Here is a 16,344-nt window from a genome sequence, read left to right as displayed (position 1 = left end):
CCGTCACCGACAAGCCACCGACAGCGGGCCGACAGCCCGCCGATGGGGGAAGTCGGCGGGCTGTCGGTGGTGCCGGCAGTGGTCGTGCGGGTCAGTGGAAGGTGTGCTCCGGCGCCGGGAAGGTGCCGCCCACGACCTCGTCCGCGTACGCCTTCGCGGCGTCGCCGAGGATCTGGCGCAGGTCGGCGTACTGCTTGGTGAAGCGCGGCACCTTGCCGCCGGTCAGGCCGACCATGTCGGTGTAGACCAGCACCTGGGCGTCGGTGTCGGGACCGGCGCCGATGCCGACGGTCGGGATGTGCAGGGTGCGGGTGACCTCGCCGGCCAGTTCGGCCGGTACGAGCTCCAGGACGACGGCGAACGCGCCCGCGTCCTGGACGGCCTTGGCGTCGCGCAGCATCTGCTGGGCGGCCTCCTCGCCGCGGCCCTGCACCCGGTAGCCCATCGCGTTGACGGACTGCGGGGTCAGACCGATATGGGCCATGACCGGGATGCCGGCGTCGACCAGGAGCTTGATCTGCTCGTGGCTGCGCTCGCCGCCCTCCAGCTTGACCGCGCCGACCCCGGACTCCTTGACCAGCCGGGTGGCGTTGCGCAGGGCCTGGACGGGGCCCTCCTGATAGGCCCCGAAGGGCAGGTCGGCGACGACGAGGGCGCGCTTGGTGCCCCGGACGACGGCGGCGGACAGAATGGCGATCTCGTCCATCGTGACGGGCACGGTGGTCTCGTAGCCGAGATGACAGTTGCCCATCGAGTCACCGACGAGCATGACCGGGATGCCGGCCTCGTCGAAGACGGACGCGGTCATCGCGTCGTAGGCGGTGAGCATGGGCCACTTCTCGCCGCGCTCGGTGGCGGCGGCGATGTCGTGGACGGTGACGCGGCGGTTGCTCTTTCCTCCGTACAGCGCCTTGCTGCTGTCGGCGGGGGCTCCCGCGGGGGGTGTGGCGGACTGGTTGTGCGCAGCCTGAAGCGACATTGCCAACGGCTCCTTCGTCATCTCGAGGCGCCCTGACGGCGTCCCCGGATCCCTTCCATGGTGGCATCCCGGGCCCGGTCGCGGGAAGTGGGCCCGCACACCTCGCCCGGACGGCGGCAGAACGGGGCGGGTTCCTGCCCGGTAAAGACTTTCCAATACGAGACGGTCTCGTATCGAAATGAAGCTAGGCTCGTGCCCATGTCCATACCGTCCGGCGCTCCCGCCGTCGTGTCCCAGGTCCCGGAGGCGGTCCACCGCCGCCGCTGGGCGATCCTCGTTGTCCTGATGTTCAGCCTGCTCATCGTGGTGCTGGACAACTCGATCCTGAACGTCGCCGTCAAGACGATCGCTTCGCCCGCGCCCACCGGTCTCGGAGCCACCCAGAGCGAGCTGGAGTGGGCGATCAACTCCTACACGCTCGTCTTCGCCGGACTGCTCTTCACCGCGGGCCTGCTCGGTGACCGCATCGGGCGCAAGAAGGTGCTCCTCCTCGGCATCGTGCTCTTCGGCATCGGCTCGGCCTTCGCCGCCATGTCCGGCTCGCCGGCCGAACTCATCACCTGGCGCGCCGTGATGGGCTTCGGCGCCGCCTTCGTGATGCCGGCCACCCTCGCCGTCCTGATGAACGTCTTCGAGCGCGAAGAGCAGCCCAAGGCCATCGGCATCTGGGCCGGCAGCGTCGGCCTCGGCATCGCGATCGGCCCGATCACCGGCGGACTGCTCCTCGAACACTTCTGGTGGGGCTCGATCTTCCTGGTCAACGTGCCCGTCGTGGTCATCGCGCTGATCGCGATGGTGGTGCTCGTACCGGACTCCAAGGACCCGAAGCCCGGCCGTCTCGACCCGATCGGTGTGGTGCTCTCCATCATCGGCCTGGTGCTGCTGGTCTACGGCATCATCCGCGGCGGCGAACTGGCCGACTTCACCGACGTCTCCGTCCTCCTGCCGGTCATCGGCGGCCTGGCCGTCCTCGTCGTGTTCGTCCTGCACGAGAAGCGCAGCAGCAGCCCGGCCATCGACATCACGTACTTCCGCAAGCCGGCCTTCTCCGCCGCCGTCGCCGCCATCGCCCTGGTCTTCTTCGCGCTGATGGGAGTGACGTTCTTCTCCGCCTTCTACATGCAGAGCGTGCGGGGCTGGAGCGCCCTTCAGTCGGGCCTGCTGATCCTGCCGCTGGCCATCGCGCAGATGGTCTTCGCGCCACGGGCCCGGCTGGTCGTCGCCCGCTTCGGCGCCCGGGCCGTGTGCACCGTCGGCATGCTGATGGTCGCGGCCGGACTGGCGGCGTTCGCGCTGTTCGACGCCGGCACCCCCGTCTGGCTGATGTGTGTGGTCTTCTTCGTGCAGGGCACGGGCATGGCCCATGTGATGCCGCCGGTCACCGTCGCCGTGATGCAGGCGCTGCCGCGCGAGAAGGCCGGCTCCGGATCGGCCGTCAACAACACCTTCCGGCAGGTCGGCGGCGCCCTCGGCATCGCCGTCCTCGGTTCGGTGCTGTCCGCCGTCTACCGCGGCGACATCGAGGGACACCTCGGTACGCTCCCGGCCGGCGCCAGGGACGCCGCGGCGGAGTCCATCGAGGCGACGCTCGGCGTCGCGGAGAAGCTGGGCCCCAAGGGCGCCCCGCTGGTCGCCGCCGCGCACGACGCCTTCCTCGGCGCCATGCACGTCACGGCCATCGGCTCGGCCCTCGTGGCCCTGATCGGAGCGGTCGTGGTCGCGGTGTTCCTGCCGGGCAGGCCGTCCGCCGAGCAGGCCCCGCAGGACGAGAAGAGGGCCCCCGCACCCGCGGCACGGTGACGCCGGCAGCCCCGTAAGGATGACGGCGTCATGCCGCCGACGGCCTCGTACGGCTGAAAGCGGCCGGACGCCGTCCGCTTCGGCGAGAATCGGGGGCGGCGAAAGGTGGATTCACGTGCAGGCTCAGGTATCGGACCGGGACGAGCGGCCTCCGGGCGAGGGCGGTCGCGGCTCCGGCGACGCCCGGGAACCCCGTCGCGGCCGCCCGCGCAGCGCGGCGGCCGAGCGGGCCATCCTGGACGCCGTCGTCGAACTGCTGGAGGCCGGTGAACCCCTTGCCGGCCTCTCCATCGAGCGGATCGCCCGCACCGCCGGGGTCGGAAAGGCCACCATCTACCGGCGCTGGAAGGGCAAGGAGGAGCTCTTCGTCGACGTCCTGCGCGACATCGAGCCCCCCGAACCCGACGTCTCCGGCACCGGCGGCCTCGGCGACCTGCGCGTCCTGCTGGAGTCGATGCGCAGGCGCGGTCTGGCCCAGCGCTCCTCGGTGCTGCTGCACAACGTCTTCGCCCAGATGAAGAGTCATCCCCGGCTCTGGGCCGAGTACCAGTGCACCGTGATAGCCCCACGCCGGATCGCCATGCTCGCGGCCGTGCAGCGGGCCGTCGACGCCGGTGAGCTGCGCGGCGACACGGATGTGGAGCTGATGGACGACCTGTTCCTCGGCCCGATGCTCGTACGCACCATCCACCGGCCGGACGCGCCGTTGCCACCGGACCTCGCCGACCGCATCATCCAGCTGCTCGTCGAGGGTGTCGGACCGCGCCCGACGGGTGCCGGGCCCGGCGAAAGCGCAGGCCAGGACTGACGCGCCCGGCCCGGCAGGAGTGTGAGCGTTCTGTCACAAGCCCCAGCGGACCGCCTCCGGCCGGAACCCGCCGAGCCACCTCGTTCGTCCTCGTGGCAGTACGGCCGTCATCGGCGGCGGGAAAAGCACCGCCCATCGCCTAGGGTCGTTGGCGCGGCGATGTGCACGGCAAGGCAGTGAGGACAGCGCGATGGTGCAGGCGTACAGGGCGGACACCGGGAACGGCGTGGGACCGCAGCCCTCCGGATCCCGCTTCCGGGACCTGCGCGACAGACTGACCCGGGACCGGGGCATCTGGCGGCGCGGGATCGTCCTGGCCGGCTGCTCGGTCGTGCTGACCCTCGTGATGCTCCTCCACTCCCACATGCCGAACACCATCGGCAACCTGGGCAGCCTCACCGAGACGTTCCTGCCGTGGATCGCCGTCTTCGTACCGGTCCTGCTCGTGCTCGGCCTGGTACGGCGCTCCGCGACCGCGCTCATCGCCCTGCTGCTGCCGGTCATCGTCTGGTTCAACGTGTTCGGCGGCCTGCTCACCGACAAGTCCGGCGCCGGCGGCGATCTCACCGTCGCCACCCACAACGTCAACGCCGACAACACCGACCCCGCGGGCACCGCCCAGCAGGTCGCCGGCTCCGGCGCCGATGTCATCGCCCTCCAGGAACTGCCCGCGGGCAAGGTCGCCACGTACGAATCGGCGCTCAAGGGCCGCTTCCCGTACCACTCGGTGAAGGGGACCGTCGGCCTGTGGAGCAAGTACCCGATCAGTGACACCCGCCCGGTGGACATCAAGATGGGATGGGTCCGGGCCATGCGGACCACCGTCACCACCCCGGAGGGCAAGGTCGGCTTCGTGGTCGCACACCTGCCCTCGGTACGGGTCAAGCTGCACGCCGGATTCACCGCCGGCCAGCGCGACCGGAGCGCCGACGCGCTCGGCAACGCCATCGCGCACGAGAAGCTCGACCGGGTCGTCCTGCTCGGCGACCTCAACGGGACCATGAACGACCGCTCGCTCAACGCGGTCACCTCGCAGATGCGCTCCACCCAGGGCGCGGCCGGTGACGGCTTCGGATTCAGCTGGCCCGCCTCGTTCCCGATGGCCCGGATCGACCAGATCATGGTGAAGGGCGTCGACCCCCAGTCGTCCTGGTCGCTCCCCGCGACGGACAGCGACCACCTCCCGATCGCCGCCCGCGTCAAGCTCTGACGTCACGGTCCGTTTACCTCCCGGCATAAACCATCTGAGAGTATTTGTTCCGATCAGGGATCGAGGCCGACCGGCGACGGAGCCGGTCCGCCGCTGTGCGCTCCGGCCCCCACGCCCGGCGCCGCCGCCATGCCTCGGCTCCCTCCTGCGCCTCGTGCCGCGGCCGGCCTGTCCGCCGCGGTCGACAAGGCCCCCTGCGGAAAGGTCTCTCTTCATGCCTCTGGCTCTGCTCGCTCTCGCGGTGAGCGCCTTCGGCATCGGTACCACGGAGTTCGTGATGATGGGCCTGCTGCCCGACGTCGCGGACGATCTCGGCACGTCCGTCCCCACGGCGGGCTACCTCGTGTCGGCCTATGCGATCGGGGTGGTGCTCGGCGCCCCGCTGCTCACCGCCCTCGGCTCCCGGATCCCGCGCAAGCGGATGCTCCTGCTCCTGATGGCGCTCTTCACCGTCGGCAACCTCGCCTCCGCCCTCGCCCCCGGCTTCGGCTGGCTGCTCGCGGGCCGGGTCCTGGCCGGACTGCCGCACGGCGCGTTCTTCGGCGTCGGCGCGGTCGTCGCCGCCCGGCTGGTCGCCGACGGGCGCCAGGCACGGGCCGTGGCGACGATGTTCCTCGGCCTGACCGTCGCCAACATCGTCGGCGTACCGGCCGCCACCCTGCTCGGCCAGCACCTGGGCTGGCGGGCCACGTTCGTGGTGGTCGCGGTGATCGGGCTGTGCGCGATGGCCGCGCTGGCCCGGCTCGTCCCGCAGATCCCCGTCGAGGCCCACCACAACGTCCGCCACGAGCTGCGGGCCCTGGGCAACCGGCAGGTGCTCCTCGGACTGCTCACCGCCGTCTTCGGCTTCGCCGGCGTCTTCGCCGTGTACTCCTACCTCTCGGCGATGACGACCGAGGCGATGGGCTTCGGCGAGTCCTCGGTGACGCTGGTGCTGGCGCTCTTCGGCATCGGCATGACCCTGGGCGCGCTGGCCGCCGGGCCGCTCACGGACCGGGCACTGCGCCCGACCCTGTACGGGTCGCTGGGCGCGCTCGCGGTCGTCCTGGTGGTCTTCCCGTTCGCCGCCCATGTGCAGTGGGCCGCGCTGGTGATGGTGGTGCTGCTGGGCGGGGTCGGCTTCATGACAACCACACCGTTGCAGATGCTCGTCATGAACAAGGCCAAGGACGCCCCGACCCTGGCGTCGGCCTCCAACCACTCGGCGTTCAACCTGGCCAACGCGGGTGGTGCGTGGCTGGGCGGGATGGCCATCGCGGCCGGCTGGGGCTGGACGTCCCCGGCCCTGGTCGGCGCGGTACTCGCCGTGGCGGGCCTCGCGGTGGCGGTCACCGCGGGCGTACTGGACCGCGACCGCACCCCGTCCCGCGTGGTGGCGGGTGCGGACCCGGCTTCCGCACGGAGCGATTACCGAGTGGACGCGTACTGAGCCAGGCGGCCGCACATCGGATCGGCCTCGCCCTCAATCGCCGGGCCGGCTTGATTTTCGAGCCCGCCCGGCGATTGAGGACAAACCCTCGGCCGGACGGGCCCGAAGCACCGCACCCCCGGCGTCAGCCGGACTCGCGCCAGCGGTTCGTGATCGGCAGCCGCCGGTCCTTGCCGAACCCCTTGGGCGAGATCTTCGTCCCCGGCGGATACTGCCGCCGCTTGTACTCCGCCGTGTCCACCATCCGCAGGGTCTTCGCCACCAGTGCCGCGTCGAACCCGGCCGCCACGATCGCGTCGAGCCCCTGGTCCCGGTCGACGTACATCTCCAGGATCCGGTCCAGCACGTCGTAGTCCGGCAGCGAGTCCGTGTCGACCTGCCCCGGGCGCAGCTCCGCGCTGGGCGGCTTGGTGATGGAGGCCTCCGGGATCGGCGGGGTCTGCCCGCGCTCCTCGGCGGCCCGGTTGCGCCACTTCGCCAGCCGGAAGATCGACGTCTTGTAGACGTCCTTGATCGGCCCGTACGCGCCGACCGAGTCCCCGTACAACGTCGAGTAGCCGACCGCCAGCTCCGACTTGTTGCCCGGCGCCAGGACGATCTGCCCCTCCTGGTTGGAGACGGCCATCAGCATCGTGCCGCGCAGCCGCGACTGGAGGTTCTCCTCGGCGAGACCGGTGAGCCCCAGCGAGCCCATGTACGCGTCGAACATCGGCTCGATCGGTACGGTGCGGAAGTTCAGCCCGGTACGCCGCGCCAGCTCCGCCGCGTCGCCCTTGGAGTGGTCCGAGGAGTACTTCGACGGCATCGAGATGCCGTACACGTTCTGGGCCCCCAGCGCATCGCAGGCGATCGCGGCGACCAGTGCCGAGTCGATCCCGCCGGAGAGCCCGATGAGCACGCTGCTGAAGCCGTTCTTCGCGGCGTACGCCCGCAGGCCCACCACGAGCGCGGAGTACAGCTCCTCGTCGTCGTCGAGCCGGTCCGCGTACCCTCCGGCCAGCTCGGCCTCGTACGGCGGCAGCGGCTTCTCGGAGAGGACCACGTGGTCGATCCGCAGCCCGTCGTTCACCACCCCGGACGGCGCCTCGTCCGCCGCGGCCGGCAGATCGAGGTCGATGACCACGCTGCCCTCGGCGAACTGCGGGGCACGCGCGACCACCTCGCCGTGCCTGTCGACGACGATCGAGTCGCCGTCGAAGACGAGCTCGTCCTGACCGCCGATCATCGCCAGATAGGCCGTCGTGCAGCCGGCCTCCTCGGCCCGCCTGCGGACCAGTTCCAGCCGGGTGTCGTCCTTGTCCCGCTCGTACGGCGAGGCGTTGATGGAGAGCAGCAGCCCGGCCCCGGCGGCCCGGGCGGCGGGCACCCGGCCGCCGTCCTGCCAGAGGTCCTCGCAGATCGCGAGTGCGACGTCGATGCCGTGCACCCGTACGACGGGCATCGAGTCGCCCGGCACGAAGTACCGGAACTCGTCGAAGACGCCGTAGTTGGGCAGATGGTGCTTGGCGAAGTTCAGCGCGATCCCGCCGCGGTGCAGTACGGCGGCGGCGTTGCGCGGGGACCCGGCGGGCTGGCCGTAGCGCGGCGCCGGGAACTCGGAGCGGTCCAGGTATCCGACGACGACCGGCAGCTCCCCGAAGCCCTCCTCGTCGAGGCGGGCGGCGAGCGCACGCAGCGCGTCCCGCGACGCCTCGACGAAGGACGACCGCAGGGCCAGGTCCTCGACGGGGTAACCGGTCAGCACCATCTCGGGGAACGCCACCAGGTGGGCGCCCTGCTCGGCGGAGTGCCGGGTCCAGTGGAGGATCGCCTCGGCGTTGCCGGCGAGGTCACCGACGGTCGAGTCGATCTGATTCAGTGCGAGGCGTAGTTGAGGCACGCCGCCCAGTGTAATCGTCTGACTGACGCGATGTCCTGGCGGGCCGCGTGAAAGGCCGTGCGGCCCGCCAGGGGGCGGGTCAGCGGCGGTAGCCGACGACCGTCATCATGCCCGCCTCCGCGTGGTAGAGGTTGTGGCAGTGGAGCATCCACAGTCCCGGGTTGTCGGCGTCGAAGTCCACCGTCAGCGACTGCCGGGGCAGCACGACCGCGGTGTCCTTGCGCGCCCCGGACGCCTCGCCGGCCAGCGCGAACGTGTGCCCGTGCAGATGGACCGGGTGCCACATCGACGTCGCGTTGCGGAACTCCAGCCGCACCCGCTCCCCGGCCTGCACCGGATGCCGCTGGTCGGCGCTGTACGGCTTCCCGTCGAAGGCCCAGTCGTACGCCGCCATGGAACCGGTCAGCCGGATCCGCACCGTCCGGTCCGGCTCCTTGGCGGCCAGGGCCACGGACGCGTCCGGGACCAGCCGGTCGGCCGTCACCAGCTCACCGTCCAGTTCCTTCGGCTGCACCGAGGCGGCGGGCGCCGCTCCCGAGCCGGTCCGCAGCAGCGCCCTCGCGGAGGCCTTCTTGCCCTCGGCCAGCGCGGTCAGCGGGAACACCCCGTCCCCGGCGGTCACCAGCACGTCGTACCGCTCGCCCATGCCGAGCAGCAGCGCGTCCGTCGTGGTGTGCCGGACCGGGAAGCCGTCGGTGTGCGTGACCGTCATCCGGTGGCCGCCGAGTGCGACGCGGAAGGCGGTGTCGCCGCCCGCGTTGACGATCCGCAGCCGGATCCGGTCACCGGCCTTGGCGCTGAACACGGAAGGGTCCTCGGGGACACGGCCGTTGACCAGGTAGTACGGGTAGCCGACATCGCCCGCGTCACCGCCCAGCAGCTCGCTGGTGGCGCCCATCAGCATGCGGGACGGGCCGTCGTCGCCGGCACCGGACGGGGACGGCGCGGGCATGGCGTGCCCGCTGTGACCGGCGCCGCCGGTGAGCTCCTTGAGCACCGCGTCGGGTGTGGAACCGTCCACGCCGTCGACCCAGTCGTCCAGGACGACGACCCACTCCTTGTCGTACGACAGCGGCTCCTTCGGGTCCTCGACGATCAGCGGCGCGTACAGCCCGCGGTCCAGCTGGACGCCGGAGTGCGGGTGGAACCAGTACGTGCCGGGGCTGGGCACCGCGAACCGGTAGGTGAAGTCCGCACCCGGCTCGACGGCCCGCTGCGTGAGCCCGGGAACCCCGTCCATGTCGTTGCGCAGGGCGAGCCCGTGCCAGTGCAGCGAGGTCGGCTGCGGCAGGTGGTTGGCCAGGGTGAGGGCGAGCGTGTCGCCCGCGGTGACCCGCACCTCCTTGCCCGGCAGCCGGTCCCCGTACGCCCAGGAGCTGACGGTGCGGCCGCCGCCCAGGTCGAGCCGGGACGGGGTGGCGGTGAGGGCGACCTTGCGCACGGGGCCTGATCCCCGGCGCTTCTCGGCCGCCGCGACCTCGGGGCCGTCGGGAGTGACGTACCCCTCGGGGGCGGTGGTGCCGGACGGGCCGCCGTGATGCATGCCGGAGTGGTCCGGCATACCGCCGCCGCCTGAGCAGGCGGCGAGGACGCCCGTACCGGCCAGGGCGATCGATGTGCCGAGCACGGCGCGTCGGGTGTGCTGAGCGGGCATGACTGAGTGCACCTCAAAGATGTTGTCGGTGTGGTGAAAGGCGGATGGGCGCGGTGCGCCTATATCCGCAGTACCGACAGATCGGTGAGGACGGCCTTGCGCGGCCGTGGTGGGGGAGGGGGCCGCGGCAGGCGTGACGGGCCGGCTGCGGTGTTCCGGGGCAGACCGCCCGCGGGCCGCCGGGCCGTCAGCAGTGCGGTGAGGAGGGCGAGGCCCCAGACGGACAGCACGGCGAGGCAGACGGCCATCGGATCCATGCCCCGCATCGGCGCGGGACGGTCCGGGCGGAGGGCGTGCGTGTTCACCGCCCGGGTATCCGCTCCGGCGGACGTCGCACCAGCCATGACCATCGAGTGCGACGCGTGCGAGGACGTCGTCCCGGTGCCGTGTCCACCGTGCTCCGCCGGGTGCCCGACGGTGTGCATGGTGAAGATCCCGAAGAGCAGCGCGGCGAACAGCAACAGCTGCCCGTACCTCGCACTCCTCGTCCCGAACATGCCGGCCACCTTACCCCTGCCGGGTATATGAACGCCGGTGGCCCGCCACCCCGCGCGCGGCGGTGGCGGCGGGCCGTCCGGCCGTACGTCGTGCCGGTGCGGTGCTGCTCAGCCGCGGGAGTAGACCTTCTCGGCCCAGCCGGCGATCTGGTCGTCGGAGAGGTGCTGGGCCAGATCGGCCTCGCTGATCATGCCGATCAGCATCTTGTTCTCGACCACGGGAAGCCGGCGGATGCGGTGACTCTGCATCTCCTCCAGCACCTCCTCCACCTCCGCGGCCGCGTCGATCCAGCGGGGCGTGCCCTGGGCGAGGTCGCCGGCGGTCACCTTCGACGGATCCCGGCCCATCGCCACACAGCCGACCACGATGTCGCGGTCCGTGAGGATGCCGACCATCCGGTCATGCTCGCCGTTGGCCGAGATGGGCAGCGCGCCGACGTTGTGTTCACGCATCAGCTGGGCGGCGCGGTCGAGGGTCTCGTGCGCCGGGATCCAGGTGGCGCCGGTGTGCATGATGTCCTTGGCGGTGGTCATGAGGGGTTCCTCCTGCGTGCCGATGGGCACTGCCGTACGGCCCCGAGCGAACCCATCGTGGGGGGCCCGCCCGGGGCACGCGACCGCTATCACCCATTCGGGTGCATCTGCGGCATCGGGGAACCTTTCGGCTGACCTCAGCTCCGCGGAGCGGCCCCGCGCTCCGCCAGCATCTTGGCCATCGCGTCCAGTTCGGACTGCTGGGCCTCGACCATGCCCTGGGCGAGCCGCTTCTCCGCCTTGACCGTGCACAGGCTCGCGCAGCCGCGGGCCATGTCGATACCGCCCTTGTGGTGGTCGGTCATCAGCTGGAGATACAGGATCCCGGCCTGCTTGCCACTGGCCTCGCGGAGCCGGCCGAGCTCGGTGCGGGTCGCCATGCCGGGCATGAGGGAACCGTCATGGGCCCGGTACCCGCTCCCCGCCGCCGTCCCCGCCATGTCATCCGTGCCGTCCATGTCACCCATGTCGTGCCCGTCGTGACCGGCGTGCTGCCCGTCCATCCAGGCCATCGGCTCCTGCCCGGCGGCCACCTTGGGCAGCTCCCACAGATCCAGCCAGCCGAGCAGCATGCCCCGCTGGTTGGCCTGCGTGTTGGCGATGTCGTACGCGAGACGGCGCACGTCCTCGTCCTTCGTGCGGTCCCGCACGATGAAGGACATCTCCACGGCCTGCTGGTGGTGGACGGCCATGTCGCGGGCGAACCCGGCGTCCGCCGAGTCCGCCGACGGGGTGCGCGGGGCCGACGCGGCCGTGTGCTGGCCCGCCCCGCCGTCCCGCCCGTCGTCCCGCGCGGAGGCCACCGTCGCGGCCCCCGCGAACAGCACCGCGAGTGCGACGGCGGAACCCGCCACCCAGCGGGTGCGCCGGGTGCGCTCCGTAACCGTCACTCCGCTCCCCGCCCGCCGGTGCACGCCGCGCCCGGCTCGGGGGTCTGCGGGCCCTGCACGTACTTGGTGAAGAACTGCGCCACCCGCGGGTCGTCGGCACCGTCCACCGTGACCTGCTTGCCCCAGGCACTCAGCATGATCGTGCCGGCCTGGTCCTTGTACGGGCTCATCAGCGAGTACGGGGTCTTCCCGACCCGCTCGGCGAGCTTGTCCACGTCGGCGGCCGGGGCCTTGTCCGTGTACGTCACCCACACCGAACCGTGCTCCAGCGAGTGCACGGCGTTCATGTCGGGGATCGCCTCCTTGTATACCTCCCCGTCGCAGTTCATCCAGACGGGGTTGTGGTCACCGCCGACCGGGGGCTTCATCGGGTACGTCACGGTCTTGGTGACGTGGTTGCGGGTCAGCTTCTTCGCGTCCCAGGTCCTCTCGCCCTCGATCGCCCCGCTGGCCGGGTCCTTCGCGTCGGCCCCTGACGTCTTCGGGTCCTTCGCGGCGCTGTCCTGCTGGTCCGCGGACGCCTCGGACCTGTCGATGATCATGTAGCTGCCGAAGCCGACCAGACCTGCGACGACGACGGCACTGAGGCTTATGGCCAGCACACGGTTGCGGCGGTCTCGCGCGCGGTCGGAGTTGCGCATCTGCTCTATGCGGGTCCTGCGGTCGTGGCTGTCGTTGCTCATGTCGTGGGTCCTTCTGCGAAGGGGCGATGAGGGATCGGAACGGGGCGGGAAACCGGTGTGCGCAGGGCAGTTGCGAGGCCGCCGCAGCCCGTGCACACCATGGCCGACGATCGTAGTGGGTGGCCGGGTGCTCCATCTCACGTCGTGTGCGTAATCTGGGTGAAATCCCGGGTCGTGATACTGGCAGTGTCTCCCCTACCCCGGGCGGTGGTGCACGGACCGTCTGAACTGCAAGGATGTGGCTATGGACAAGCAGCAGGAATTCGTCCTCAGGACACTTGAGGAGCGCGACATCCGGTTCGTCCGGCTGTGGTTCACCGACGTGCTCGGTTACCTCAAGTCCGTGGCCGTGGCCCCTGCCGAGCTGGAGCAGGCGTTCGACGAGGGCATCGGCTTCGACGGCTCGGCCATCGAGGGCTTCGCCCGGGTGTACGAGTCGGACATGATCGCCAAGCCGGATCCGGGCACCTTCCAGATCCTGCCGTGGCGCGCGGAGGCCCCCGGCACGGCCCGCATGTTCTGCGACATCCTGATGCCCGACGGATCGCCGTCCTTCGCCGACCCGCGCTATGTGCTCAAGCGCATCCTCGCCAAGACCTCCGACCTCGGGTTCACCTTCTACACCCACCCGGAGATCGAGTTCTTCCTGCTGAAGAACAAGCCGGTCGACGGCACACGCCCCACCCCGGCGGACAGCTCCGGCTACTTCGACCACACCCCGCAGAACGTCGGCATGGACTTCCGCCGCCAGGCGATCACCATGCTCGAATCGATGGGCATCTCGGTCGAGTTCAGCCACCACGAGGGCGCCCCCGGCCAGCAGGAGATCGACCTGCGGTACGCGGACGCGCTCTCCACCGCCGACAACATCATGACGTTCCGTCTGGTCATGAAGCAGGTCGCGCTGGAGCAGGGCGTGCAGGCGACGTTCATGCCGAAGCCGTTCTCCGAGTACCCCGGCTCGGGCATGCACACCCACCTCTCCCTCTTCGAGGGCGACCGCAACGCGTTCTACGAGTCGGGCGCCGAGTACCAGTTGTCGAAGGTCGGCCGCTCCTTCATCGCGGGCCTGCTCACCCACGCCGCGGAGATCTCCGCCGTGACCAACCAGTGGGTCAACTCCTACAAGCGCATCTGGGGCGGCTCCTCCCGCGCCGCGGGCGCCGGCGGCGAGGCCCCCTCGTACATCTGCTGGGGCCACAACAACCGCTCCGCCCTCATCCGGGTCCCGATGTACAAGCCCGGCAAGACCGGTTCGGCCCGCGTCGAGGTCCGCTCCATCGACTCGGGCGCCAACCCCTACCTGACCTACGCGGTGCTGCTGGCCGCGGGCCTCAAGGGCATCGAGGAGGGCTACGAACTCCCGGCCGGCGCCGACGACGACGTCTGGGCCCTGTCCGACGCCGAGCGCCGCGCGATGGGCATCGAGCCGCTCCCGCAGAACCTGGGCGAGGCGATCTCGCTGATGGAGAAGAGCGAACTGGTCGCCGAGACGCTCGGCGAGCACGTCTTCGACTTCTTCCTGCGCAACAAGAAGCAGGAGTGGGAGGAGTACCGCAGCGAGGTCACGGCCTTCGAGCTGAAGAACCTGCTGCCGGTGCTGTAGGTCGCCTGCACGGGTGAACGCGGCTTCGGGTCGACGGTCCAGAACCGTCGGCCCGTTCGTGCGCGGGCCGGGTATCCGCTCGTACCGTCGGGCGCTTCACGGGGGCGGTCTCCGGCGCAGGGGCCTGGATGGCGTGGCCGGCCCCGTTCCCCTCGTCGCGCGGCCGGGGTGAGCTGTGGGCAGATTAGTCTGACCGGCATGCCGAAATCCCTGTTGCAGCAGACCCTTGATTCGCTCGGTAGTGCCATCGTCGCCGGTCGGCTACCTGCAGGTCACGTCGTTCCCACGCAGGACCTCGAAGCGGACTTCGGCGTCTCCCGATCCGTTATGAAGGAAGCGGTTCGCGTCCTTCACACCCTTGGCATGGTCAGCAGTGTCAAACGGGTCGGTGTCCGGGTTCTGCCGTCAACAGCGTGGAACTACTTCGATCCGCTGGTCATGCGCTGGCGCCTGGAGAGCGATGGCTACCCGGCTCAGCTGCGCTCGCTCAACGAACTCCGCGGCGCGATCGAGCCGGTGGCGGCCGACCTGGCGGCGCGCTACGCCCCTGACGCCCTGTGCAGCCGACTGCTGTCCCTCGCTGCCGAGATGCGTGCGGTCGTCCGGGCTCACGACGTGGAGCGCTTCATTGAAATCGACGTAGATTTCCATAATGTCGTCCTTGTGGCATCAGGGAACGAGATGTTCGCGCAGCTTCGGAGCGCCGTGGGGAACACCGTCTCGGGGCGGAGCGATCTCGGACTGCTGCCGAACCTGCCTGACGAGGAATCCCTGCAGCTGCACGTGAGTCTGGCCGATGCCATCCAGGGGCGGCGCCCGGAGGAGGCGCGGGCCGTCGCGAACAAGCTGGTCGGCGCGATCTTCTCCGAGACGGCGGAGGCGTGGGCCAGTGAGCCCCGGATCTTCGGCGATGGCACCCGGTAGGGCGCGGCGCCATCCATCCTTGCTCAAAAAAGATGCTTACTATCGTTTACGGAGGCTATAAAAGATGCTTACATAACTGGACTCGGTGATGCCGAGGCACCCGGCAGTAGGCAAGGGAGCCCCCACACGATGCCCAGGGACAGTGCGATACGTGATCGCAGCGTCACCGCGAAGGTGACGGTACGGCTGATGTTGTTCGTCGCCTTGATGTACCTTCTCAACCAGTTTGACCGAGGGAACCTCGCCTTCGCGCAGGAGAGCCTCTCTGCCGATCTCGGGCTGAGCCATGCGGCCTTCGGTCTCGGAGCCGGCATCTTCTTCATCGGCTACTTCATCTTCGAAGTGCCGAGCAACCTCATCCTCCACAAGGTGGGGGCCAGGCGGTGGCTGGCGAGGATCATGGTGTCCTGGGGAGTCGTCACCGTCCTCATGACGCTCGTACAGAACGAGTACACGTTCTATGCCATGAGGTTCCTTCTCGGTGTGGCCGAGGCGGGATTCTTCCCCGGGGCCGTCTACTACATCGCTCTGTGGCTGCCCGGACGTGAGCGCGGAAAAGCGCTGGCACTTCTCAGTGCGGCCGGACCGGCCGCATACCTGCTGGCCGGTCCGTTCTCGGGGCTGCTTCTCGAACTCGAGGGTTCCGCGGGTCTCCATGGCTGGCAGTGGCTGTTTCTGTTCGAGGGTGCGGCCACTGTCATCGTCGGTATCGCGGCCTGGTTCGTCCTCACTGACCGGCCGGCGGACGCGAAATGGCTCACGCCTGCCGAGCGTGCGGAACTCACCACGCGTATCGAGAACGACAGGGACGCGGAAGAGCCGCACCGGCAGAGCCTGTTCCAGACCCTGCGCGAACCGAAGGTGCTGCTCCTCGCCGGTGTCTACGCCTGTATGCAGATCACCAATGCCGGCCTGATCTTCTGGCTTCCGTCGGTGACGAAAAGGATCGGTGACCTGTCCACCTTCCAGGTGACGACCCTGTCCGTCACTCCGTACGCCTTCCAGATCGTCGGGCTGTTTGTTCTCGGACGCTCCTCGGACCGGCGCGGACGGCATCAGCTGCACGTTCTGATCGGCTGCCTGTGCATCGCGCTGGGGCTCGGAATCGGTGCGGTCGTCAACCCGGTGATCGGCTTGATCGCCCTCTGCCTGGCCTTCTTCGGCTACGGGACGATGTCCGCGTTCTGGTCGCTTGTCTCGTTGAGTCTCGGGACTACGTCAGCCGGAGCGGGCGGACTCGCCTTCATCAACTCCGTGGCCGCGCTGGGAGGTTTCGTCGGCCCCACCCTCTTCGGCTACCTGCTCGACGTCACCGGGTCCGTCACGGGCTCGCTCTGGGCGCTGGCGGGCGTCGCGGCTGTATCCGCCGTGCTCGTCCTGTTCGTACGTTCCTCCTCGGGTCCCAGCATTCCCGCGGCGCGAGTCGCACCTCTCCAGAAGAAGGAATAACC

Annotated in this window: 14 protein-coding genes; 7 read left to right on the top strand and 7 right to left on the bottom strand. The window is 70.0% G+C overall.

The genetic code is table 11. The features are described from left to right. Positions 1 to 91 precede the first annotated feature (91 nt). On the bottom strand, positions 92 to 979 hold the full coding sequence (gene panB / locus ACFVW8_RS18955; RefSeq protein WP_389691351.1) for a 3-methyl-2-oxobutanoate hydroxymethyltransferase: 888 nt from the start codon (positions 977 to 979) through the stop codon (positions 92 to 94). A gap of 198 nt (positions 980 to 1,177) precedes the next feature. On the opposite strand from panB, the gene ACFVW8_RS18950 reads away from it, so the two are divergent. The 4 genes from ACFVW8_RS18950 (at position 1,178) to ACFVW8_RS18935 (ending at position 6,226) form a co-directional block, all read left to right on the top strand. Continuing rightward, positions 1,178 to 2,779: a DHA2 family efflux MFS transporter permease subunit gene (locus ACFVW8_RS18950; RefSeq protein ID WP_389691349.1), complete on the top strand. Its 1,602-nt coding sequence runs from the start codon at positions 1,178 to 1,180 to the stop codon at positions 2,777 to 2,779. Positions 2,780 to 2,894: 115 nt separating this feature from the next. Next, positions 2,895 to 3,587: a TetR/AcrR family transcriptional regulator gene (locus ACFVW8_RS18945; RefSeq protein ID WP_389691347.1), complete on the top strand. Its 693-nt coding sequence runs from the start codon at positions 2,895 to 2,897 to the stop codon at positions 3,585 to 3,587. Positions 3,588 to 3,777: 190 nt separating this feature from the next. Beyond that, complete coding sequence (locus tag ACFVW8_RS18940) at positions 3,778 to 4,797, top strand: endonuclease/exonuclease/phosphatase family protein (protein WP_389691345.1); 1,020 nt, start codon at positions 3,778 to 3,780, stop codon at positions 4,795 to 4,797. 214 nt (positions 4,798 to 5,011) lie between these two features. Continuing rightward, positions 5,012 to 6,226 (top strand): MFS transporter, encoded by a 1,215-nt coding sequence (locus tag ACFVW8_RS18935; RefSeq protein WP_389691343.1) that lies wholly within the window; start codon positions 5,012 to 5,014, stop codon positions 6,224 to 6,226. 124 nt (positions 6,227 to 6,350) lie between these two features. Here ACFVW8_RS18935 and ACFVW8_RS18930 read toward each other — a convergent pair whose 3' ends face one another. The 6 genes from ACFVW8_RS18930 to ACFVW8_RS18905 form a co-directional block, all read right to left on the bottom strand. Next, positions 6,351 to 8,105 carry an NAD+ synthase gene (locus ACFVW8_RS18930; protein ID WP_389691341.1) on the bottom strand — a complete coding sequence of 585 codons (1,755 nt, stop codon included), beginning with the start codon at positions 8,103 to 8,105 and terminating at the stop codon, positions 6,351 to 6,353. Between the two features lie 79 nt (positions 8,106 to 8,184). Continuing rightward, complete coding sequence (locus tag ACFVW8_RS18925; RefSeq protein ID WP_389691339.1) at positions 8,185 to 9,759, bottom strand: multicopper oxidase family protein; 1,575 nt, start codon at positions 9,757 to 9,759, stop codon at positions 8,185 to 8,187. 59 nt (positions 9,760 to 9,818) lie between these two features. Further along, positions 9,819 to 10,256: a DUF6153 family protein gene (locus tag ACFVW8_RS18920; protein ID WP_389691337.1), complete on the bottom strand. Its 438-nt coding sequence runs from the start codon at positions 10,254 to 10,256 to the stop codon at positions 9,819 to 9,821. 108 nt (positions 10,257 to 10,364) lie between these two features. After that, positions 10,365 to 10,790, bottom strand: a complete 426-nt coding sequence (locus tag ACFVW8_RS18915) for a CBS domain-containing protein (RefSeq protein WP_389691335.1) — start codon at positions 10,788 to 10,790, stop codon at positions 10,365 to 10,367. A gap of 137 nt (positions 10,791 to 10,927) precedes the next feature. After that, complete coding sequence (locus ACFVW8_RS18910; RefSeq protein ID WP_389691333.1) at positions 10,928 to 11,680, bottom strand: DUF305 domain-containing protein; 753 nt, start codon at positions 11,678 to 11,680, stop codon at positions 10,928 to 10,930. Next, a complete protein-coding gene (locus ACFVW8_RS18905; protein WP_389691331.1) occupies positions 11,677 to 12,363 on the bottom strand; it encodes a DUF3105 domain-containing protein in 687 nt (228 codons plus the stop codon). The genes ACFVW8_RS18910 and ACFVW8_RS18905 overlap by 4 nt, the downstream gene beginning before the upstream one ends. Positions 12,364 to 12,607: 244 nt before the next feature. On the opposite strand from ACFVW8_RS18905, the gene glnA reads away from it, so the two are divergent. The 3 genes from glnA (at position 12,608) to ACFVW8_RS18890 (ending at position 16,342) form a co-directional block, all read left to right on the top strand. Further along, positions 12,608 to 13,969 carry a type I glutamate--ammonia ligase gene (gene glnA / locus ACFVW8_RS18900; protein ID WP_389691329.1) on the top strand — a complete coding sequence of 454 codons (1,362 nt, stop codon included), beginning with the start codon at positions 12,608 to 12,610 and terminating at the stop codon, positions 13,967 to 13,969. 198 nt (positions 13,970 to 14,167) lie between these two features. Beyond that, positions 14,168 to 14,893, top strand: a complete 726-nt coding sequence (locus ACFVW8_RS18895) for a FadR/GntR family transcriptional regulator (protein ID WP_389691327.1) — start codon at positions 14,168 to 14,170, stop codon at positions 14,891 to 14,893. Between the two features lie 129 nt (positions 14,894 to 15,022). Next, positions 15,023 to 16,342, top strand: a complete 1,320-nt coding sequence (locus ACFVW8_RS18890; RefSeq protein WP_389691325.1) for an MFS transporter — start codon at positions 15,023 to 15,025, stop codon at positions 16,340 to 16,342. Positions 16,343 to 16,344: the final 2 nt, after the last annotated feature.

The organism is Streptomyces sp. NPDC058221 (assembly GCF_042882365.1).
Classification (GTDB): domain Bacteria; phylum Actinomycetota; class Actinomycetes; order Streptomycetales; family Streptomycetaceae; genus Streptomyces.
The sequence above is the reverse complement of the archived record's forward strand: the minus strand, read 5'-3'. Positions and strand labels throughout refer to the sequence as shown.

Bases quoted from the DNA above. Each gene is read 5' to 3' on its own strand.
- ACFVW8_RS18935 (WP_389691343.1), top strand. From the start codon at position 5,012: ATGCCTCTGGCTCTGCTCGCTCTCGCGGTGAGCGCCTTCGGCATCGGT.
- ACFVW8_RS18920 (WP_389691337.1), bottom strand. From the start codon at position 10,256: ATGTTCGGGACGAGGAGTGCGAGGTACGGGCAGCTGTTGCTGTTCGCC.
- ACFVW8_RS18940 (WP_389691345.1), top strand. From the start codon at position 3,778: ATGGTGCAGGCGTACAGGGCGGACACCGGGAACGGCGTGGGACCGCAG.
- ACFVW8_RS18890 (WP_389691325.1), top strand. From the start codon at position 15,023: ATGCCCAGGGACAGTGCGATACGTGATCGCAGCGTCACCGCGAAGGTG.
- ACFVW8_RS18895 (WP_389691327.1), top strand. From the start codon at position 14,168: ATGCCGAAATCCCTGTTGCAGCAGACCCTTGATTCGCTCGGTAGTGCC.
- ACFVW8_RS18915 (WP_389691335.1), bottom strand. From the start codon at position 10,790: ATGACCACCGCCAAGGACATCATGCACACCGGCGCCACCTGGATCCCG.
- ACFVW8_RS18925 (WP_389691339.1), bottom strand. From the start codon at position 9,759: ATGCCCGCTCAGCACACCCGACGCGCCGTGCTCGGCACATCGATCGCC.
- glnA (WP_389691329.1), top strand. From the start codon at position 12,608: ATGGACAAGCAGCAGGAATTCGTCCTCAGGACACTTGAGGAGCGCGAC.
- ACFVW8_RS18950 (WP_389691349.1), top strand. From the start codon at position 1,178: ATGTCCATACCGTCCGGCGCTCCCGCCGTCGTGTCCCAGGTCCCGGAG.
- ACFVW8_RS18905 (WP_389691331.1), bottom strand. From the start codon at position 12,363: ATGAGCAACGACAGCCACGACCGCAGGACCCGCATAGAGCAGATGCGC.
- panB (WP_389691351.1), bottom strand. From the start codon at position 979: ATGTCGCTTCAGGCTGCGCACAACCAGTCCGCCACACCCCCCGCGGGA.